Annotated in this window: 18 protein-coding genes; 12 read left to right on the top strand and 6 right to left on the bottom strand. The window is 48.3% G+C overall.

Annotation, left to right across the window (positions count from 1 at the left end; translation table 11 throughout):
- Positions 1-161: 161 nt before the first annotated feature.
- Positions 162-548: a hypothetical protein gene (locus DXT99_RS15660; protein ID WP_115566521.1), complete on the bottom strand. Its 387-nt coding sequence runs from the start codon at positions 546-548 to the stop codon at positions 162-164.
- Between the two features lie 456 nt (positions 549-1,004).
- Here DXT99_RS15660 and DXT99_RS15655 point away from each other — a divergent pair, with 456 nt between their 5' ends.
- Positions 1,005-3,467, top strand: a complete 2,463-nt coding sequence (locus DXT99_RS15655) for a TonB-dependent receptor plug domain-containing protein (protein ID WP_115566520.1) — start codon at positions 1,005-1,007, stop codon at positions 3,465-3,467.
- Between the two features lie 323 nt (positions 3,468-3,790).
- The gene (locus tag DXT99_RS15650; protein WP_115566519.1) at positions 3,791-4,768 is read left to right on the top strand and encodes a nucleoside hydrolase; all 978 of its coding nucleotides are present in this window, start codon (positions 3,791-3,793) and stop codon (positions 4,766-4,768) included.
- Positions 4,769-5,108: 340 nt separating this feature from the next.
- Here DXT99_RS15650 and DXT99_RS15645 read toward each other — a convergent pair whose 3' ends face one another.
- The 4 genes from DXT99_RS15645 to DXT99_RS15630 form a co-directional block, all read right to left on the bottom strand.
- Positions 5,109-5,351, bottom strand: a complete 243-nt coding sequence (locus tag DXT99_RS15645) for a hypothetical protein (protein ID WP_115566518.1) — start codon at positions 5,349-5,351, stop codon at positions 5,109-5,111.
- 232 nt (positions 5,352-5,583) lie between these two features.
- On the bottom strand, positions 5,584-5,997 hold the full coding sequence (locus tag DXT99_RS15640; RefSeq protein ID WP_115566517.1) for a VOC family protein: 414 nt from the start codon (positions 5,995-5,997) through the stop codon (positions 5,584-5,586).
- Position 5,998: 1 nt separating this feature from the next.
- Positions 5,999-6,928, bottom strand: coding sequence for a 2-hydroxyacid dehydrogenase (locus DXT99_RS15635; RefSeq protein WP_115566516.1), 930 nt, complete (start codon positions 6,926-6,928; stop codon positions 5,999-6,001).
- Positions 6,929-7,065: 137 nt separating this feature from the next.
- Positions 7,066-7,950: a diacylglycerol/lipid kinase family protein gene (locus DXT99_RS15630; RefSeq protein ID WP_115566515.1), complete on the bottom strand. Its 885-nt coding sequence runs from the start codon at positions 7,948-7,950 to the stop codon at positions 7,066-7,068.
- 93 nt (positions 7,951-8,043) lie between these two features.
- Between DXT99_RS15630 and surE the strand changes: the two genes are divergently transcribed.
- Entirely contained in the window at positions 8,044-8,775 is a 732-nt protein-coding gene (surE, locus tag DXT99_RS15625; protein WP_115566514.1) for a 5'/3'-nucleotidase SurE, read from the top strand.
- Between the two features lie 77 nt (positions 8,776-8,852).
- On the opposite strand, the gene DXT99_RS15620 is transcribed toward surE, so the two are convergent.
- The gene (locus tag DXT99_RS15620; RefSeq protein WP_115566513.1) at positions 8,853-9,737 is read right to left on the bottom strand and encodes a glycerophosphodiester phosphodiesterase; all 885 of its coding nucleotides are present in this window, start codon (positions 9,735-9,737) and stop codon (positions 8,853-8,855) included.
- A 233-nt stretch (positions 9,738-9,970) separates the two neighbouring features.
- On the opposite strand from DXT99_RS15620, the gene DXT99_RS15615 reads away from it, so the two are divergent.
- The 9 genes from DXT99_RS15615 (at position 9,971) to nuoH (ending at position 20,448) form a co-directional block, all read left to right on the top strand.
- A complete protein-coding gene (locus DXT99_RS15615; RefSeq protein WP_115566512.1) occupies positions 9,971-10,222 on the top strand; it encodes a hypothetical protein in 252 nt (83 codons plus the stop codon).
- Positions 10,223-10,907: 685 nt separating this feature from the next.
- On the top strand, positions 10,908-11,342 hold the full coding sequence (locus tag DXT99_RS15610) for a CBS domain-containing protein (protein ID WP_115566511.1): 435 nt from the start codon (positions 10,908-10,910) through the stop codon (positions 11,340-11,342).
- Positions 11,343-11,423: 81 nt separating this feature from the next.
- The gene (locus tag DXT99_RS15605) at positions 11,424-11,855 is read left to right on the top strand and encodes an NADH-quinone oxidoreductase subunit A (RefSeq protein ID WP_220273398.1); all 432 of its coding nucleotides are present in this window, start codon (positions 11,424-11,426) and stop codon (positions 11,853-11,855) included.
- 267 nt (positions 11,856-12,122) lie between these two features.
- Positions 12,123-12,761 carry an NADH-quinone oxidoreductase subunit B gene (locus DXT99_RS15600; RefSeq protein ID WP_115566510.1) on the top strand — a complete coding sequence of 213 codons (639 nt, stop codon included), beginning with the start codon at positions 12,123-12,125 and terminating at the stop codon, positions 12,759-12,761.
- A gap of 248 nt (positions 12,762-13,009) precedes the next feature.
- Complete coding sequence (nuoC, locus tag DXT99_RS15595; protein WP_115566509.1) at positions 13,010-14,758, top strand: NADH-quinone oxidoreductase subunit C/D; 1,749 nt, start codon at positions 13,010-13,012, stop codon at positions 14,756-14,758.
- A gap of 271 nt (positions 14,759-15,029) precedes the next feature.
- Positions 15,030-15,494, top strand: a complete 465-nt coding sequence (nuoE, locus tag DXT99_RS15590; RefSeq protein ID WP_115566508.1) for an NADH-quinone oxidoreductase subunit NuoE — start codon at positions 15,030-15,032, stop codon at positions 15,492-15,494.
- A gap of 15 nt (positions 15,495-15,509) precedes the next feature.
- Positions 15,510-16,805: an NADH-quinone oxidoreductase subunit NuoF gene (gene nuoF, locus DXT99_RS15585; RefSeq protein ID WP_115566507.1), complete on the top strand. Its 1,296-nt coding sequence runs from the start codon at positions 15,510-15,512 to the stop codon at positions 16,803-16,805.
- Positions 16,787-19,516, top strand: coding sequence for an NADH-quinone oxidoreductase subunit NuoG (gene nuoG, locus DXT99_RS15580; RefSeq protein WP_115566506.1), 2,730 nt, complete (start codon positions 16,787-16,789; stop codon positions 19,514-19,516). The genes nuoF and nuoG overlap by 19 nt, the downstream gene beginning before the upstream one ends.
- Positions 19,486-20,448: an NADH-quinone oxidoreductase subunit NuoH gene (gene nuoH / locus DXT99_RS15575; protein WP_115566505.1), complete on the top strand. Its 963-nt coding sequence runs from the start codon at positions 19,486-19,488 to the stop codon at positions 20,446-20,448. The genes nuoG and nuoH overlap by 31 nt, the downstream gene beginning before the upstream one ends.
- Positions 20,449-20,567 lie beyond the last annotated feature (119 nt).

Genomic DNA, 20,567 nt, shown 5'->3' with positions numbered 1-20,567 from the left:
AAAATGTACGGCGGAGGTAAGAGATAGTTAAGCCGTAAGAGCTTTATTCCAAGGCCTCTTTCATGGTTAAAGCTTTCAGATAAAGGTTTGTTATTATAACCTTTTGCGCCTAAAACAAAAAAGCCCCAACACATAGGCTGGGGCTTCTCAGGTTATGATTTTCAACTTTGCCTATTACTCAGCTTAGTGATTAGCTCATCCAGGATATCTTTGCTGAACCCAATCCGGCGTGTGTACTCCAGGCATAGGTTATACTCCCTTTCTTCCACTTCGCCATCCTGCAACACCATCATCACCAGCGCCTGCAACTCCAGCGTTTTCAGGAGTCCTTCCTCTGGAATGATAAATGTGAGCGAGGAGAGATTATCCGTGATGGGTAGTGTGTCCTCTTCCGATAAATCCAGTTGCTCACCTATCGACAGCAGGAAGTCACTTTCCGCATCATCTATGTATCTGTCCGCCATCGCTACTAAAACCATGTTCTGGAAAAATGCTAACTTCTTTTCCTTCGTATCTAAAAAACTCTCCAGTGTTATACCCGTTGCCATATATTGTAAAATCTAAGTTTGTCTAATTTTAACCCGCACCTTTAGGCCATAAAGGCCCCTCTTGCGCACGCGGGTTTTTTGCGCAATCCGCTCCGTTTCTAATGTGCGAATGATTTTATAGTGTTACGTAAAAAAGAACACGCAGCCTATACAATTTCGCTAAAGCCATCACAGAACTTTGCTGAAAGACTTCAGGCAATGGTTTGTGGAGCTTAAACCTTAGTTAGCAGCGGGCAAGTAAGAATCACTACAGGCAACGAGCGAGGAAAGAAAGAACACTGCACTTTTTACAAATCGCAATCCCGTGTTATTCATTTTGTACTATATACAGACACATCTCACAGCTTCAATCGTAAACCTATACAAGTAAAGTTTGTAACTGCATATTCAGGAACGGTTTTTGTCTTGGATATACTAAAAAACACAAGCCGATATAAAATATAAATTCAACAAGATATGAAGCCAATTAAATATAGATATTTCATATACATGGTGCCTCTTTTACTGCTGGCATCCATGGCATTTGTTAGTCCGCAGACGGACTTACTACAGAGGCTGCAGTCTTACCTGAACACTTACCGGGCGCAGTATGCACCTGAAAAAGTGTATGTGCAGACAGACAAGCCTTATTACACCCCAGGTCAGTCCATGTGGCTGAAAGGCTATATAGTGGATGCCGCTACGCTACACCCTTCAACAAAAAGCGATGTGCTTTACGTTGATTTGCTTAACACAGAAAGCAAGGCTGTTCATCGCCTGATGCTGAAAGCAGAAGATGGAAAAGCAGCAGGTGATATTGTTCTGCCCCGCGACTTACCGGAAGGAACATACAGTCTTTCTGCTTATACCCAGTGGATGCGCAATTTTGGTGAAAACACATTCTTTAACAAAACCATTCGCGTACTTGGGCCCGAAACCGCAGGTAAGCAGGAAGCTGCTGCAGTTTCACAGGAAATGGATTTCCAGTTTTTCCCGGAAGGGGGCGATCTGGTACAGGGACTTACGAACCGTGTAGCTTTTAAAGCGATAGGTCCTGGGGGAACAGGAGTAGCTGTTTCAGGTAGTGTGTTTGATGATCAGGGCCAGAAGCTTACAGATTTCACAGACACGCACCTGGGTATGGGGGCCTTTGAGCTGCTGCCCCGTGAAGGACGCCGTTATTTTGCCAGGGTAACAACCAGCGATGGCGAAAGCCTCGAGTATGCGTTACCATTGGCACAGGCAAGGGGTTATGTGTTGAGAGTAGATGAAGTATCCGACGAAAACGTAATCAGTGTGACGGTGTCGGGAAATGTAAACGAGCAGGAACCATTGGTGCTGACCGGTATTAGCCAGGATGCGCTACAGTATTCCCAAACCTTTACATTGCAGCCGGGCCAAACGTATCGTCAGGAAATATCAAAAGCTGACTTTCCTACTGGTATTGCCCGCTTTCACTTAGCCCGCACCAACGGAGAGGCACTGGCCGAACGACTGGTGTTCGTGGATCAGCAGGACAATCTTGATGTGACTGTTACTGCAAACAAGGAGACTTTTGCCGGAAGAGAACAAGTGACCTTGCAGTTAGAAGCAAAAGGCAGGGACGGAAAGCCTGTCGCCACTGATTTCTCACTGGCTGTAACAGATGATGAGCTGGTAAAGCATAATGAACACGGGCTGGGCATCAAGAGTTATTTACTCCTGACATCCGACTTGCGCGGCCATGTAGAACAGCCCGGTTACTATTTTGAGAGCAATGATGCCGAAAGGAAAGAAGCGCTGCAGCACCTGCTCATGACACAGGGCTGGCGCCGGTTCAGCTGGGAAGAGGCTGCATCAGGCAATTTCCCTGACATAAAGCATAGAGACGAAAAAGACCTGACCATCAGCGGAAAACTGTTAACCAACAAAGGCAAGCCTGTGGCAAAGGGCGAAGTGTTATTGTACGTGCAGGGGCAGCACCAGGCCTTTATCACCACTGAAACCAACAAAGAGGGCGAGTTCGCCTTCAGGGGCTTTGACTTTGTGGGCGATGTGGAGGTTGTGATACAGGGTACGGATGCCAGAGGAAGACGCAAGCACCTGCAGGTTGTAATGGATGAGGGCAGCTATAAACCTCAGATACCAGCTTCTCATGCACCGCAGTCTGATGCTCCTTCGGCTGATACAAAGCAGGCGTTTTTACAGGCGAGCAACCAGCTGATTGCCTCAGCAGCAGATACAAGCGAGACCTACACATTAAGAGGTATCCTTCTTCCGGAAGTTAGCATACAGGGAGAAGAAGATGTGTATAAGCCGTTCAAATTACACCAGGAAGCAGATGTTGTCTTAACACGTAGAGAACTGCCTATGGCGCCTTCCGGCAATATTTTGGAAAGCCTTCAGGGGCGGGTAGCAGGCCTGCAGGTGTATCGTTCGGGGCAGAATCAGTTCCGGGCCAGCATTCGGGGGCAACAGTCACCACCACTTTATTTAATAGATGGTGTTCCTGTTTCAGAGAGTGCCCTTACAAGCCTGAACCAACTCGACATCAGCCGGATTGAGGTATTGAAAAATGCCGCTAATGCCAGCATCTATGGCGGAAGGGCCTCCGGAGGAGTTATCGCCTTTTTTACCAACCGTGGTGGCGAGGAAGAAGTAGAAGTGGAACCCGGCACTTATATTATTGTACACGAGGCCAGGGGCTATAGCAAAGTCAGAGAATTTTACAGTCCGCGCCACGACCGGCAAAGTACAGACAGAAACGAACCCGACCTACGCAGCACTATCTACTGGAACCCTAGTGTAACAACGGATGCAAACGGAAAGGCAACGGTGACGTTCTATACCGCCGATCGCAACACCTCTTACAGGGTAATTGCCGAAGGTATTTCAGATGACGGAAAACCGGGCAGAGGAACTCTAACCTTTGATGTGGACAGTAAAATTCTGAATCGATAATTTACATCAGAAATAGTCATAATGCCAGCCGCAATTTTTAGCGGCTGGCATTTTTGTTTCTGCCCTATATACTCCCCTACGGCTGTCAGTTAACTGTGCGTATTGGTAGTTTGCTGTTTACAAGCATTCTTAGCTCAGGAGGAGGAACTGAAATTAGTTCTACTAACAGGTAGTGCCAATGGGGTGGCTATTCTGTACCTGGCGGAATTATGCTTCCGCTGGTCTTTTGTATTTTTTTCTGTTATCTTGATTCCTGTATCTGTTAGTTCTATAGCGGATCTCTTCCTGTTTTTTTTCGTGCTACTGTCATACCCCAACATCAAATGAAGAAAATTCTCCGACTACTGTTCATCATGACTATCAGTACAGCTACTACTGTAGTATATGCGCAGTCACCTGTTAAAGTAATATTTGATACAGATATAGATTCCGATGTAGACGATGTGGGTGCACTGGCGATGCTGCATACCTTTGCCGACCATAATGCTGTGGAAATTCTGGGGATAATCGTGACCAGCGAAGATAAATACGCACCGATGTGTACGGATGCCATCAATCATTATTTTGGCCGTCCTGACATTCCTATTGGTGCGCTAAAGGGTTTCCCCCTCCGGGACAACTCAAAATATACCCGGCAGCTAAGCCAGGAATTCCCCCACAGCCTTACCTCTTACGACGAGGCAGAAGATGCGACAGCTTTATACCGTAAGCTTCTATCCTCCCAGCCCGATTCCAGTGTTGTCATTATTACGGTTGGTCACTTAACAAATCTGCAGAACCTGATTGAATCTAAACCAGATCAGCATAGTAAGCTCTCAGGGCTGGACCTGATCAAAAAGAAGGTAAAGCTTTGGTCTTGTATGGGAGGTGTGTATCCTGAAGGCAAAGAAGCTAACTTTTACCGTCCTGACCCGGCATCCACCAAAACAAGTGTAGAAAAATGGCCTGGCCAGGTGGTGTTTGCCGGATGGGAAATTGGAGATAAAATCATAACCGGAGGGGAATATCTACAAAAGTCACTTCCAAAGGAAAGTCCGGTCTGGCGGGCTTACCAACTCTACAACAATTTTGAAGGAAGGCAGAGTTGGGATCAGGCGTCAGTTTTATATGCTATTTCTAATTCAAATGATTATTGGGACCTGAATAAAGACGGATACGTTGTAGTGGCTGCAGATGGCAGCAACAAGTGGATGCCCGGTAAAAATGACAAGCAGGCATACCTGGTAGAAAAAATGAATCCTGCTGAGGTGGCAAAAGTGATAGATGCTTTAATGACAGGAAAGTATAGCAGCAAGTTTTAAGAATGTACGACTCCTGGCGTGCAGTGGCTTATCAGAATCAGACAACAAAGAAGCTATAAATACCTGGTTACATGCTGCGCTTTTCTGATTGTTCTGAGCTTTAGCCAATCCTGCACACAAAAGCCAATTCATTATAGGGAGGGGCAAAAGATGCCACGTATTTTGCTTCAAGAGAAGCGGCATAGCTAACAACGGCGCAAAAAAAGCCGCTTGCTTTTTACAACAAACGGCTTCCTGATATATAGCTTATCCTTATAACTCTCCCTTTCACCACACCTTTATTAAATGCGGGAAAAAAAGGAGTAAGATTAGGTTAATCCTTAGTGTAGAACCACATGTATTATCTCACCCAGTTTCTGCGCTCGCTGAAGTGGTTGCAGCCAAATGTGGCGCCGGTTATCATTTCGAACTGCTTTGGCTTAGAGTCATTTGCAGGTCCTTCATGTACTAAAGGCAGTACATAAGCAGGATCCATGGCATGCTGGCCGGTAAGTTCATCACAAACGCCAAAGTCTTTGCTTTGCATCTCTATTTTATTCTGGTCTTGCTCCCAATGGGTGCAGTGATTGCAGGTTGCTTCCATAACTTTAAAATTAAGATTTCACATTCTTCTGTTTCCTATTATACTCCCATTCCCCGTCTTCTTGTTTCGCTAACTGGTTGTTTCGAAGTAATTTAGAATAAAGCAAAATAAGGAAATACTAGATAATGCCTGCATGCACTCCTCCTTTACTTATATTACCTTAAGGTGCGCAAAGGCAGTCCAGAGTTTGCAAATTTCAGAGAGCTACTGCTACTAACATACATGATCCTCACTAAGAAGCAAACACCTCCTCTTTATTTCGAAAGGTTTTAAACTCAATTGGGTTTCCGCTCAGGTCCAGGATAAACATCGTCTGCTGCTCTCCTTTCTGTCCTTCATACCGCGTTTGCGGCTTCACAATAAATTCTATATTGTGCTTAAGCAAACGTTCCTGTACTTCATGAAACTGCTCGTACTCCAGTATGCATCCGAAATGAGGAATCGGCACGCTTACGCCATCCACGGTGCCACAATAGTCCAGCGCTGGAATGTGTGTGCTGATGTGTGCCGAAAGCTGGTTGCCGAAAAAATCAAAATCAATCCAGCGTTCGGTGCTTCTTCCTTCTGCGCAACCCATGATGTCTACATAGAACCTGCGCGTGGATGCAATGTCTTTTACCTTAAAAGCATAATGGAATGCGCTCATATCAATATCCTTTTGTGAGTGAAACAGTACCGGTTAAAGGCTCGTCCTTTTTGAGCCTGTCATAGTTATCGAGAATTTGGGAAACGGCTGTTGCCGGATTCGTGATACTGGCAATGTGCGGTGTGATATTTATTTTAGGGTGCTCCCAGAAGGGGTGATTTTTTGGCAAAGGCTCTTCTCTGAACACATCCAGGCTTGCTCCCGCCAAATGCCCTTCATCAATCATTCCGATTAAATCCTGCTCTACAAGATGCTCGCCTCTTGCTACGTTGATGACAAAAGCACCCTCCGGTAATTTTCTGAAAGTGTCCTTGTTGAGTATATTGGCTGTCTCCTTTGTTAAAGGAAGCAGGCAGATGAGAATATCGGAGGCTGCCAGAAAGGCATCGAGCCCATCCTGGCCCACATACACCTCCACATGTTCGATCTCCTTCGCTGTCCTTGCCCAGCCATTCACTTTAAATCCGATTTCATTTAAATGCCTGGCAACATAAGTTCCTAATACACCCACCCCCATCACGCCAATTGTAACATCTTCAGTTCTCAGGTACCTCTTTGGCTCCCACGACTGCCTCTGTTCCGCAATTTTATAGGACGATAAGCCGCGTACATGGTTCATGACAAGCGCGACCGTAAATTCTGCCATGTCCTTTGCAAGGTTTGGGTCAGTTATTCTTGTGATAATGGCTGCTTCGGGCAGTTCAGGGTCTTTTAAAATATGATCCACTCCGGCCCCCATAGAAGAAATACACCTCAGGTTAGGGTACTCCTTAAACGCGCCTAAAGGGTGGTTCCAGGCCAACGCGAATTCGACATCCTCTCTGTGTGTGCCTTCCGGGTAAATCCGGAGGTCTAGTTCTGGTCTTCTCTCTTTTAGTGCATTAACCCAGGGAGTTAAATCTTTTCCCTGTGTTATGATGGTGATTGACATATAGATTAAGGGTATAAGCAGGTAATGCCTTTGACAGATTGTGACAAAGATAGTGCGTATAACAAAGGTAAGAACTGGATTCCTGTTACGTTTTAATTAACAGAAAATTTATAATGAAGTTCTGTACTTCTTCTGAATTAAGGCACCAGAAACTCTAACTCATCAGGTATAATACGAATACCTACGCTAATGGGAGCCTCACTTTCATGTACTTCGTCATCTACATGGTAACTCTTGCTGCTCCACTCTACCTGAAGTTCTTTTGCGCGCCGCACCTGCCATTCCTCTGTATTGCCTTTGCCCCGTAATCGATTGGCAATGTATGCCTCCAACTTATCACGCTCATCTTCCCGCACCAATACAACATCCAGCAGGCCATCACCGGGATCGGCCTCAGGTGCCAGATCCATGTTAGGGCCGGCTAGCCGGATGTTCATGATCTCCACTAATAAATAGTCGCCCGAAAGTTGCTCCTCCTCCATATGAAGTGTACAGAAATGCGCCTCGGTATTATGGAGGATTTCCTGCACATGCTGTAAGGCACTTTCCAGTTCTTCTTCCCGGCTTTTCTTTTCATCCCGATCCTTGCTGTGCTGGCTGATGAGCTGGGGGAAAATTCCAAATCCTGCAGATTCAAAAAAAATGCTCTCTCCATCTGGTCCGTTCACCAAGCCTACATCAAAAGGCTTCTTCTTTGACAAATCCCACCCCGCAATAATGTCTGCCGCCTCCCCTGCTATGCCCAGGCTATTGGCAATATTATTAGCCGTACCCAAAGGCAGAAGTCCTATCGGGATGTCCTTGTGAAGCAGGTGCTTCACAATTTTTGCCACAGTACCGTCTCCTCCCGCTATCACCACCAATTCGCCAGGCTCTTTTAGCATCTCAGCGTAATCGTCGCTCTTCGTGTCAACATAGGTAGTTTGATATCCCTTTTCATGAAGCGCCTGGAGCAGCTCTTCTTTTGAGTGATTTTCTAACCCCGCTGTAGGATTGTGAAACAAGGTAACACGTGTCGCCATAATCGAGTATGCTATAGGAGTTTAGTTGAAATTCCGGCAAACGCTACTTCAGCTTAGGTCGGAAATAAGGTTTACGTTCAAAAGGAATCTTGTATGCGTATTTTAATTGCAAATGATGACGGAATTTACAGCCCAGGCATTTTAGCGCTGGCTGAGGCGGCTTCTCAATTTGGCGAAGTAAGAATTGTGGCTCCGGATGTGGAGCAGTCTTCAATGGGGCATGCCATCACCGCTTCGCGCCCCTTAACGTACCGGCGCACTCCTATCGCGGACTTTGAGGCATACCGTGTAAATGGCACACCTGCTGATTGTGTTGCGCTTGGTCTTTTTCATTGGGACCAAAAGGTAGATGTGGTACTGTCTGGTATTAATTTGGGAACAAATCTGGGAAATTCAGCCTGGCACTCGGGTACATTGGCAGCTGCGAAGCAGGCAGTGTTGTTTGGTTGCCGGGGCATTGCCTTTAGCACGCCTGTCACCCGCGACGAGCCGGATTTTAGTACAATCAAACCTTTTGTCAAAAAGTCGCTGGAGCTGTTGCTGCCAGAAAAAGACCTTTCGTTGCTCAACGTTAACATACCTGTTGATGCAAAGGGGATTCGTTGGACGCGTCAGTCTTTGCGGCACTATGATGGTAAAGTTGTACCGGGCACCGACCCCATGGGGCGCGAGCACTACTGGTTTACGGTGAAACCGGTTGAAGAAACCGAGGAAGGTACTGATCGCTGGACTGTTGATCAGGGCTATGTGTCTGTCACTCCGCTCCGGCTTGATTTAACTAACGAGGAAGAATTAGACAAGGCAAAGAGTCGGGTGCCGCTGTAATACAGGCAATTATTAAATAGGTCGCAACGCTTCTAAAAAGGATTATACATGCATAGCAACCTTCATCTAATCATAAGCTATTTAGCAGGAATTTCTACTCTGTCTGGGTAGTCCGTAATGATACCATCCACTCCCATGCGCACCAGCTGGCGTATCCGGGTTTTATCATTCACTGTCCAGGGTATTATCCTGATGCCTTTTTCATGGCAGGCCTCGACTATTTTACTGTTCACTAGCTTGTGGTACGGGCTGTATACGGCAGGCTGGAAACTCAGGCGCTGCAGGTTAGCTTCCAACCCTTTCAGGTTACTAACCAGAAAAGCGATAGGTATGTCGGGGTGCTTACTGTGAGCCTGCTCCAGAACTCTTGGATCGAAAGACTGTAAAATCAGGCGCTCCTGTATTCCCTTCTCCTGCACCACCTGCATCACTAACGCAACAAACTCTTCCGGCTCTGGATGAAAGACCTTATCCCCTTCCGGAGATGCTTTGATCTCTATATTATAGTGTGGTGGCGGCATGTTCCTACTAGCCGCATAACGCTCCACACTGTCAATCAACTCTGCTAACAAGGGCTTGTAGGCTACCATCTTTTGCTGTTCCGGAAAGTCCGGGTGTGGTTTGCTGCCTACGTCATACTTCCTGATTTCATCGTAAGTCAGCTTATATAGATTGTAGTTCTTTTCTTCTGCCTCAGGAATAGCGTTACCTTCAGGCGTAAGGGAAATTGTAGCTGAGAAATAAGGCTCATGCGATACAAGCGGCAGTTTGTCTTTGCTTATACTTAAATCCAACTCTAGTGTGGTCACACCATAATCCAGCGCCTTTTTCATAGCCGGGATAGTGTTTTCAGGCATCAGTCCCCTAGCGCCCCGATGCCCCTGCACATCCAGTTTCTGTTGCGCTGGAGCAACAAAGGAGTACATTATAAACACAAGTATCAGTAGGTTCCTGTTGAGCATATTGTTATATACAGTATGGATATGTAATGGTTTCTGTCAGACAGTACGCTAGCCGCAGTATTTTAAAATCAAAGCACCTCTCGCATTTTAAAACTTTCATCCTGTACGCAGGCGCGCAGACTAAAGTATTCTTTATCCTGAGGATTCAGTCTGAAAAAACACGAAATACAGCATAACTTTTCTACACAAAATCCGTATGCCCATCAACAAGTCATGAATATACATATACGCCTATGTGTTATTATTATACTATCAAGGAATATGCTGCTATAAAAGGGCTTGACCTGTCGGCACAAGATGAAGCAGAGGCTGTAACTTCCGCTACCCTGCTCAGCAACGAACGTGGCGTACCCATAAACAAAATATACAGCGGTGACAGTGACATGAACTGCTACGCAACAAGGATTCTACGGGAAACTTTCAGGCCTTCTGCCAACACAGTTAACACCCATTCAGAGAAAACCCTAGCAGGCGCTTCTGCTTAAAAATTCAAGTGCGGTCAGACTTCATTCAACCTAATCTTTCAACGGCGCAAAGGCATGTTCGAACGTGTCTTTGCGCCGCTCCTTCTTTTTGCCAGATCCTCGAAACTCAGGCAGCGCGCCATCCTGCTTTAAAACTTGTTGTTGCTTTTTATTCAAAGTAAAGAACAGTACACATTTCTCTGTAGTGGTGGGCCGGCTCGCAGTCCGTAAAAGTGTGCAACTACTATGCTGCAAATCATAAGGGTAAGACTAGATAGTTATCTGCCGCTATCTTTATCAATACTCCTAAACTAGTTTCTACCGCTTTGTTGCGATTGAATTGATGGTACACCTCCCACGAAGTACCTTTTCTTTGTACATCAGAACTTAGCTATCACAAGAATAGTACTTGTTTGATACAAAGGCAAAATATAACTTGTTTTTATACCAAAACAACAATAAAAGGATTATGTTTTAACCACCAACACAAATCAGGAAGTAACTAACAGAACCACAATGTTTTAACAACAACCTCATTTTCCAGCCCCTGATTTGTAACCTTCACCCCATCATTCATAAATAATTGTAAATCAAATACTTCACATTTTACTTTTTTTTCTTTTTTCTTGCCATAGTTATTTAAATAATCGTATATTGATTTAAATTATTCAAACAGCCCAATTATCTAAACCAAAAGGATGAAGTTATGGGAACAGTCAGACATATTTTACAGCAAAAAGGACACGATATTCTTTCTGTAGATCCAAACGCCACTGTTTTCAGCGCCCTGGAGCTGATGGTTGAAAAAAACGTGGGAGCCCTGTTAGTAATGGACCAGGGTAATTTCGTTGGCATCTTCACGGAAAGAGATTATGCCCGAAAAGTCATCCTTAAGGGTAAAGCCTCCAAAGAAACCCTTGTCAAAGAAATCATGAGTGAACATCCTCTTACTGTAACGCCCAACGAAACAGTGGAAGATTGCATGAAACTCATGACCCAGAAGTTCATTCGCCATTTACCTGTCCTGGAAGAAACGAAACTAGTCGGCCTTATTTCTATCGGCGACATAGTGAAATATATAATAGAGGAGCAGAAATTCATTATAGACAACCTCGAGCATTATATAGCTGGCCAGGTATAACCAAGGGCCAGCAGCACGATTATTCTTTTTTAATTGGTATCAGAAACATCAACAAAATTTCCGCAAGGAGGCGGACAAGATGTGTATACCTCAAATGAAAACGCGACCATATTGTGGCCGCTGCTGGTTTATGGCGCCATTGTATTAAGCCTGGTAGCTATCATCCTCGGCCTTTCCTATGTGTTAGGCCAGCATCATAATGAGCGCGCCACGGGTGAGCCTTACGAAGGTGGAATCTTGAGTGCGGGAACGGCGCGTATGCGCTTCTCCTCGCAGTTTTACCTTGTAGCAATGCTTTTTGTCATCTTCGACGTCGAAACAATATTCATACTATCATGGGCTATTGCCTTTCGGGAGTTAGGCTGGTACGGCTACATTGGTGTGCTGGTATTTATAGGATTACTGGCCATTGTATTGGTATATGAATGGCGGAACGGCGCGTTGGATTTCGGGCCCGACGGCAAAAAGATTCTGGCTGCCTATAAGAAAATGAGCCATAAGCCGTCTTCCTAACACAGAATATACGTCACAAATTATCATAGATAAAATAAGACTGATGCAAAACACCTGACTTGGTGTGCACATACTTCTGTCTTAGTATTTGAACAAAAAAATGAACGCTTTTAAACAGGCCGCTACTGTTTACAGGTAAGTGATTTCAGCTATGCACCTTTAAAGGTAACTAGCTTGAATCACAGCCGGTTCCTTTTGATTTCAAAGACAACTAATAATACGCGCTGATAATCAAGAGAGTCAGCGCAACACCTTAACCGAAGTAATATGAAATGGTGGCTAACAAAACCCGATGCACCTGCCTCTACTGTAGAGGGCACAGGCTCGTTTGAAGACAGCATCAAACAGAGCATCATGCTCACGACGGTGCAGGACCTGGTAGCGTGGGGAAGAAAGAACTCGATGTGGCCTTTCCATTTCGGGCTTTCCTGCTGCTTTGTGGAAATGGCTACCAGCATGACGCCCAAATATGATGTAGCACGCTTCGGGGCAGAAGTAATCCGGGGTACGCCGCGTGAAGCGGATGTTATGATCATAGCAGGTACCGTTTTTATCAAAATGGCACCTATTATCAAACGGCTGCATGAGCAGATGATGGAGCCTAAATGGGTTATCTCCATGGGTTCCTGTGCAAATTCCGGCGGTATGTACGACATCTATAGTGTGGTGCAGGGAGTGGATAAGTTTTTACCCGTGGATGTATACATACCCGGCTGCCCTCCCCGACCCGATGCCTTTATGGAAGGCCTGATGCTGCTGGCAGAATCGGTTGGAAAAGAGAGGAGACCGCTCAGTTGGACCATAGGCGAACAGGGTGTCATTAAACCGGAGAAGGTAGACGTGAAAATAAGACGGCAGGAAACACGGGCTAATATGACGGAGTTCAGGTCGCCGGATGAAGTATAGATCGGACAAAGGACAATAGATAAAATACTAAAGCTCTGATGCTATTTCGTGTTATAAAATCCGAAAGCATTCTGAAGGGGATTTCTTAATTCCCAGAGCCAGTAATATACACGGATCAGGAAACTAGTAGCAGGGGTAGTTCCGGATTAAAATTCCAGAACAGCAATAGCCTTTATTTAACATAAATAATCAAATAGAGAAAATAGTAGCATGAGTTAACGTATTTCGGGCATTTATTACTTCCTACTATGGAATTCGAAAGTGGCATATTGCAGCATTTGCAGGACAAGTTTGGGGCTTCAACCTTCAAACCTCAAACGACAAAGGATGAGATACTCACCCTCTGGATGCCTGTAGATAAAATAAAAGAAGTGCTGGCTTTCCTGAAGCAGGAGGTCCCGAAACCGTATCGCATGCTCTTCGACCTGACAGCCATTGATGAACGGACCCGCAAGAAGGACAACGGCCATACACCGTACGCCTTCACTATGGTGTACCACCTTCTCTCCTTTGATCGCAACAGTTTTATCCGCTTAAAAGTAGGTTTAAAAGAAGACTTTCCGCTGGTGCCAAGCATCAGCAGCCTCTGGGCCAACGCCAACTGGTATGAGCGGGAGGTGTATGACATGTTCGGCATCCGCTTTGAAGGGCATCCTCACCTTTACCGCATCCTGATGCCCCGCACCTGGGTGGGGCATCCGCTACGTAAGGAACACCCTTCACGCGCAACCGAGATGGGTCCTTTCCAGCTCTACGACGATAAAATGGACCTGGAGCAGGCGGCCCTGCAGTTTAAACCGGAAGAGTGGGGCCTGGCGCGGCAAAGCGACGACAGCGACTTCATGTTCCTCAACATCGGGCCGCAGCACCCGGGCACACATGGCGTGCTGCGCATCGTACTGCAGCTGGACGGAGAAGACATTGTAGATGCCATCCCTGACATCGGCTTCCACCACCGCGGTGCCGAGAAAATGGGCGAGCGCCAGACCTGGCACACCTACCTCCCCTACACCGATAGGGTAGATTACCTGGGCGGCGTGATGAACAACATGGCTTACCTGCAGTCGGTGGAGAAATTGGCGGGCATAGAGGTGCCGGAGCGGGTGAAGGTAATCCGCATTATGATGTGCGAACTTTTCCGCATTGCCAGCCACTTGGTGTGGTACGGCACCTTTGCGCAGGATGTAGGACAGCTCTCCCCTGTCTTTTACATGTTCAGCGACCGGGAGAAGATATTTGATATAGTAGAGGCTGTCTGCGGCGGACGCATGCACCCCAACTGGTTCCGCATTGGCGGCGTGGCACAGGACCTGCCGAATGGGTGGGAAACGCTAGTGCAGAATTTCATCAACTACTTCCCTAAGAGGCTGAAGGAATATGATAACATGGTGATGAAAAACAGCATTTTCAAGGCCCGCACCAAAGGCATCGGAATTTTCACACTCGATGAGGCCATTGAATGGGGCGTAACAGGACCTAATCTACGCGCCTGCGGCTTTGCCTGGGACTTCCGCAAAAAGCAGCCTTACTCCGGCTACGAGATGTTTGACTTCGAGGTGCCCACTGCCGCCAACGGCGACTGCTATGATCGTGCCCTGGTGCGCGTGGCCGAGATGCGTCAGAGCCTGCGAATCATTGATCAGTGCCTGAAGAACATGCCCGCAGGCCCTTATAAAGCAGATCACCCGCTCACGACTCCTCCCATTAAAAAGCATACGATGCATGACATCGAAACCCTCATCACGCACTTTCTAGGCGTGAGTTGGGGCCCGGTGATACCATCCGGCGAAGCCATGAGTTGCATCGAAGCCACGAAAGGAGCAAACGGATACTACCTGACCAGCGACGGGAATACTTCACCCTACCGGGTACGCATCCGCACTCCCTCTTTCCCGCACATGCAGATGCTCCCTTACATTACCAAAGGCTATACGGTAGCCGATCTGCTGTCTATACTCGGAGCCATGGATTATGTACTGGCGGACATTGACAGGTGATTTGAGTTAGAGAGTTAGAGAGTTAGAGAGTTAGAGAGTTAGAGAGTTAGAGAGTTAGAGAGTTAGAGAGTTAGAGAGTTAAGGTGTACTACAGTCATGCTGTTGTTGTTTTCACCATTAACAGAAAGCTAAAACAAATCAGTTTTTGGTGAAACAACAACGGCAGAAAACATTGACACGAAGCGATAGCCGCTGAATTGAACAGCTATAAATTATGATGAAGCCACCCTTCAATCATAATCCATAAATTCTAATTCATAATTGAAAGCAAATGTTGACTTCAGAGGAAATACAGAAAATAGAACATGAAATAAGCCTCGTGCCGACACGGAAAAACGCTTGTATCGAAGCGCTTAAAATCGTGCAGCACAACCGTGGCTGGATTTCAGATGAAAGCCTGAAGGATGTAGCGGAAGTAGTGGACATGTCGCCGGCAGAACTGGACAGCGTGGCAACTTTCTACAACCTCATTTTCAGAAGGCCTGTCGGGAGGCATGTGATTTTGCTCTGCGACAGCATCAGCTGCTATGTCATGGGCTACGAAAGCATCCGCGACCACCTCTACAGCGCCCTTAACATACAGTACGGCCAGACTACAGCAGACGGCCGCTTTACCCTGCTACCAAACTGCTGCCTCGGCACCTGCGACTGTGCCCCCGCCCTTATGATTGACAACGATTTGTACCGGAATTTAACGGTGGAACAACTGGATGAGATCTTGACAAAGTATACCTAAACTGAATGTGGGCCTATGGAGTTGCCCCTTACCCAACACATTGTACCTGGCCGCAAACCGCTCAGCTTGAAAGAGTATGAAAAGGTAGGCGGGTACCAGTCCGTACGAAAGATATTGAAGGCCATGACACCCGTCGAAGTACAGACGCTGGTGAAAGACTCGAACCTGAAAGGGCGCGGCGGCGCCGGATTTAATACGGGCCTGAAATGGAGCTTCGTGCCGATGGGCCCGGAAGCAGCCACTCCCAAGTATCTGGTGGCGAACGCCGACGAGATGGAGCCTGGCACCTTCAAAGACCGCCTCCTACTGGAGGGCAACCCGCACCAGCTCATCGAAGGCATGATTGTGGCCGCTTATGCCATACAAGCTACCATCTCATACGTGTTCCTCCGCTGGGCCTACAAACTGGCCGCCCAGGAAATCACCCAGGCCATACAGGAGGCACAGGAAGCCGGTTATTTAGGCGAAAACATCCTCGGCTCCGGTTTTAGCCTCGAGATGCACCTGCACACCGGCGTGGGGCGTTACATGTGCGGCGAAGAAACCGCCTTGCTCAATGCTTTGGAGGGCAAGCGGGCCAACCCAAGAGCCAAGCCTCCTTTCCCGCAGGTGAGTGGCCTCTACGGCAAACCCACCATCGTTAACAACGTGGAGACGCTTTGTAACCTCCCCCATATTGTGAATAATGGGGCCGAATGGTTCAAAGGCCTCAGCCAAAGCCCTGACTCCGGCACTAAACTCTTTGGTGTAAGCGGCCGCGTGAAAAAGCCCGGTTGCTGGGAGCTCCCCATCGGCACCACCATACGTGAAATATTGGAAGAATACGCCGGCGGCATGCAGGACGGCTACCTGTTCAAAGGTCTTTTACCCGGTGGGGCTTCTACAGACTTTCTGGTGGAAGAACACCTCGACCTACCCATGGACTACGGCTCCATACAGTCAGCCGGGAGCCGCATGGGCACCGGGACGATGATTATCCTCGACGACCAGACCTGCCCGGTGGGTTTTGTACACAACCTGCAGCACTTTTTTGCGCAGGAGTCCTGCGGCTTCTGCACCCCTTGCCGCGAGGGGCTGCCCTGGGTAGAGAAAATATTGCTGGCCATCGACAGAGGCGAAGGCAAACCCGAACACCTGCTCACACTCGATTTTCATACCAAATACCTTGGCCCCGGCAACACCTTCTGTGCACTGGCACCCGGCGCCATGGAACCCCTGCAGAGCGCTCTGAAATATTTCAGAGAGGATTTTGAGCGACACATTCACGAACACCACTGTCCCTGGAGCAAAGTATGGCAACCATCTATATAGATAACAAACCTTATGACGTAACAGCAGGCAAAAACCTGCTGGAAGCCTGCCTCACCTTAGGCCTCGATGTACCCTACTTTTGCTACCACCCCGCCATGGGGTCGATAGGTGCCTGCCGACAGTGTGCCGTAAAAGTGTACCGCGACGAAAACGATACCAAAGGCAAGCTCTTCATGTCGTGCATGGAGCAGGTGCGGGATGGTATGCGCGTGTCTGTGGCCGATATGGAAGCGAAGGAATTTCGCGCCCACGTCATCGGCTGGCTCATGACGAACCACCCCCACGACTGTGCGGTGTGCGACGAAGGCGGCTCCTGCCATCTGCAGGACATGACCGTGATGACCGGCCACAACTACCGCCAGTATTCCTTCGAGAAGCGCACCTATCGCAACCAGTACCTCGGCCCCTTCCTCAACCACGAGATGAACCGCTGCATACAGTGCTATCGCTGCGTGCGCTACTACAAAGACTATGCAGGCGGAAAAGATTTAGATGTTTTCGCGGCGCACAACCACCTGTACTTTGGTCGCCACGAAGACGGTGTGCTGGAAAGTGAATTCAGCGGCAATTTAGCAGAAGTGTGTCCGACGGGTGTATTCACAGACAAAACCCTCAAGCAGCACTATACCCGTAAATGGGATCTGACCACGGCTCCATCCATTTGCCACCATTGCAGCCTCGGCTGTAATACCATTGCCGGGGAACGATACGGAACCCTCAGAAACATCACCAACCGCTATAACGGCGAAGTGAACGGTTATTTCCTGTGCGACCGCGGGCGCTTTGGCTATGAGCATGTAAACAGCCTCAGCCGCATACGCAAACCACTCGTGCGCAGCCAGCTACCGGAGGCAACCGATAAGTACCTGGCATTAAAGGCAGCGGCCTCAGCCGTGAAAGCAGGTAGAGTCATTGGCATCGGTTCGCCACGTGCCTCTTTAGAATCAAACTATGTACTGAGAACACTGGTTGGAGAGGACAACTTCCACCATGGGGTTTCTGATATGGATCATGACCTCACAGATTTGGCACTTCGGATTTTAAGAGAAGGGGCAGCACGCACACCTTCTCTGAGAGAGGTGGAAATGGCGGATGCGGTGTTCATACTCGGAGAAGACCTCACAAACACCGCCCCTATGCTGGCGCTGGCAGTACGACAGGCTGTAAGACAGAAGCCGCTGCTGGAGCAGGTTTCCGAAGCGAATATTCCAGTATGGCAGGATGCTGCGGTGCGGGAACTCGTACAGACCGAAAAAGGGCCTCTGTTTAGCGCTACTTTCACCGAGACCAAACTGGATGAACTGGCCACTCAAACCTACTTTGCCTCTCCCGAGGCGATTGCTCGTCTGGGTTATGCCGTGGCACATAACATCTGCCTTGATTGTCCGCCAGTAGAAGGGTTGAAAAAGGAAGAAAAGAAACTGGCCGGGCAGATTGCGGATGCGCTGCTGGCGGCTAAAAACCCGCTGATTATTTCAGGCACACACTGCGGAAACGAACGGGTACTAAAGGCCGCCGCCAACATTGCAGATGCCTTATGTGCGAGAGAAAGAGCTGCAGGAATCGTGCTCACTGTGCCGGAATGTAACAGTATGGGTTTAGCAATGCTGGGGGGCCATAAACTGGAATCAGGACTGGAGGCTGTGCTCAACGGCTATGCCGACACCGTTATCATCCTGGAAAATGATTTGTACAGGCGTGCCGGTGAGGCTACTGTCACCAATTTCTTCAAGGCCTGCAAGCAAGTTATTGTGCTGGACCACCTGCACAACCGCACGACCGAAACGGCAGGCATCTTGTTGCCGGCAGGTCCTTTTTCAGAATCTGATGGCACGCTCATCAATAACGAAGGGCGGGCACAGCGCTTTTACCAGGTACACCCTACCGCAGAAGACATTCAGGAAAGCTGGCGATGGCTGTCGGAACTGGGAACCATTGTGGCGCATGATGAAATCAGCCAGTGGCACGGCTACGACGATATCTTACGTGCCATTGTCATTGAACTTCCTGCATTCCGTGGTATTGAAGCCGTTGCACCTACCTCTGAGTTTCGCATTGCGGGCCAGAAGATTCCGCGGGCCTCACATCGTTTCAGTGGACGCACTTCTATACTGGCCAATGTCAATGTAAGCGAGCCTAAACCGCCCGAAGACCCTGACTCTCCTCTTTCCTATACCATGGAAGGATACCGGGGCCAGCCGCCTTCGTCCATGATTCCGTTCTTCTGGGCGCCAGGCTGGAATTCTAACCAGGCTACCAATAAATACCAGCAGGAAGTAGGCGGCCACCTGAAAGGCGGCGACCCGGGCGTGCGGCTTATTGAGCCATCCGGTACGGGAGAGTTTTCTACGGCTGTTCCTCAGAACTTTTTACCACTGGAGGACCACCTGTTTATGCTGCCGCTGTATCATACGTTCGGCTCCGAAGAGTTAAGCATTTACTCCCCTCCTATTATGGAGCGCGCCCCCGAACCTTATGTAGCGCTGAATGCCGCTGATGCCATGCGCCTGAAGTTGGAAGACGGGCAAACGCTACATTTCACCATAGCAGGCCAGAACTACGATTTACCCGTGAAAACAAGCCCGCACATACCCAGTGGCACAGCCGGCTTACCGATTGGCTTACCTCCTGTACCCTTTGCAGAATTACCTGCATGGGCCATCTTAAACCGTAATTTAAAATGGAAGAAGCAACCCCAAACTACTTTCTGATTATAGGCGGCGTGCTGTTCGTGATGCTCAACGTGGCAGCCGGACTCATCTGGGTGGAGCGCCGCATGCTGGCCCTCTGGCAGGACCGCTATGGCCCGAACCGGGCAGGTCCGCTCGGCCTCTTCATCGTGCTGGCCGACTCGCTGAAGCTCTTCTTTAAAGAAGACTGGATACCTCCTTTTGCTGACAAGCCTGTGTATGTAATTGCCCCTGCTGTGGTGGTGGTAACAGTACTGCTCAGCTTTGTAGTGGTGCCCTTTGCACCCGGCATTGTGGTGGCAGACCTCAACATCGGGCTGCTGTTTTTCCTGGCCATGTCTTCCATGGGTGCCTATAGCATCATTCTGGGCGGCTGGGCCTCCAACAACAAATACGCACTTCTGGGAGCTATGCGTGGTGCAGCTCAGATGATCTCTTATGAGGTTTTTATGGGCCTGGCCCTGATGGGTGTCGTGCTGCTAAGTGGCTCCTTCCGATTATCTGATATTGTTGTGGCGCAGGCGGGCATGTGGTTTGTCATCCCGCAGTTCTTGGGCTTCATCATCTTCTTTATAGCAGGCATAGCCGAAACGCACCGCCTGCCATTCGATATACCGGAGGCAGAAAGTGAAATTGTAGCAGGCTTCCACTCTGAGTATTCGGGCATGAAGTTCGGTATGTTCTTTATTGGGGAATACATGGGCATTACGCTCATCTCCTGTATGCTCGTCACCCTTTACTTTGGCGGCTGGCTGGGCCCAGACTTCTTACCGCCCATCGTGTGGTTTATCCTGAAAACAGCCTTCTTCCTTATGATCTTCGTCCTGCTACGCGCCTCGCTGCCCCGCCCCAGATATGATCAGTTGATGGAATTTGGCTGGAAGATTTTGCTGCCCCTAACGTTGGTGAATTTGCTGGTGACCGCTGCTATTGTGCTGTGGCAGGAAGGGTGAAATATCCAACCACCCCTAACCCCTCCTTGTCTAAGGAGGGGAATTGGAACTAGTGTTCGAGGCAGCATAGCAGTGTAGCATCAGCCGTTCTGGTAAATGTTTGAAATGATACAAAAGCA

This window comes from Pontibacter diazotrophicus (assembly GCF_003367245.1).
GTDB classification, from domain to species: domain Bacteria; phylum Bacteroidota; class Bacteroidia; order Cytophagales; family Hymenobacteraceae; genus Pontibacter; species Pontibacter diazotrophicus.
This window is presented reverse-complemented; position numbering and strand designations above follow the sequence as displayed.

Bases quoted from the DNA above. Each gene is read 5' to 3' on its own strand.
- DXT99_RS15660 (WP_115566521.1), bottom strand. From the start codon at position 548: ATGGCAACGGGTATAACACTGGAGAGTTTTTTAGATACGAAGGAAAAG.
- DXT99_RS15655 (WP_115566520.1), top strand. From the start codon at position 1,005: ATGAAGCCAATTAAATATAGATATTTCATATACATGGTGCCTCTTTTA.
- DXT99_RS15650 (WP_115566519.1), top strand. From the start codon at position 3,791: ATGAAGAAAATTCTCCGACTACTGTTCATCATGACTATCAGTACAGCT.
- DXT99_RS15645 (WP_115566518.1), bottom strand. From the start codon at position 5,351: ATGGAAGCAACCTGCAATCACTGCACCCATTGGGAGCAAGACCAGAAT.
- DXT99_RS15640 (WP_115566517.1), bottom strand. From the start codon at position 5,997: ATGAGCGCATTCCATTATGCTTTTAAGGTAAAAGACATTGCATCCACG.
- DXT99_RS15635 (WP_115566516.1), bottom strand. From the start codon at position 6,928: ATGTCAATCACCATCATAACACAGGGAAAAGATTTAACTCCCTGGGTT.
- DXT99_RS15630 (WP_115566515.1), bottom strand. From the start codon at position 7,950: ATGGCGACACGTGTTACCTTGTTTCACAATCCTACAGCGGGGTTAGAA.
- surE (WP_115566514.1), top strand. From the start codon at position 8,044: ATGCGTATTTTAATTGCAAATGATGACGGAATTTACAGCCCAGGCATT.
- DXT99_RS15620 (WP_115566513.1), bottom strand. From the start codon at position 9,737: ATGCTCAACAGGAACCTACTGATACTTGTGTTTATAATGTACTCCTTT.
- DXT99_RS15615 (WP_115566512.1), top strand. From the start codon at position 9,971: ATGTGTTATTATTATACTATCAAGGAATATGCTGCTATAAAAGGGCTT.
- DXT99_RS15610 (WP_115566511.1), top strand. From the start codon at position 10,908: ATGGGAACAGTCAGACATATTTTACAGCAAAAAGGACACGATATTCTT.
- DXT99_RS15600 (WP_115566510.1), top strand. From the start codon at position 12,123: ATGAAATGGTGGCTAACAAAACCCGATGCACCTGCCTCTACTGTAGAG.
- nuoC (WP_115566509.1), top strand. From the start codon at position 13,010: ATGGAATTCGAAAGTGGCATATTGCAGCATTTGCAGGACAAGTTTGGG.
- nuoE (WP_115566508.1), top strand. From the start codon at position 15,030: ATGTTGACTTCAGAGGAAATACAGAAAATAGAACATGAAATAAGCCTC.
- nuoF (WP_115566507.1), top strand. From the start codon at position 15,510: ATGGAGTTGCCCCTTACCCAACACATTGTACCTGGCCGCAAACCGCTC.
- nuoG (WP_115566506.1), top strand. From the start codon at position 16,787: ATGGCAACCATCTATATAGATAACAAACCTTATGACGTAACAGCAGGC.
- nuoH (WP_115566505.1), top strand. From the start codon at position 19,486: ATGGAAGAAGCAACCCCAAACTACTTTCTGATTATAGGCGGCGTGCTG.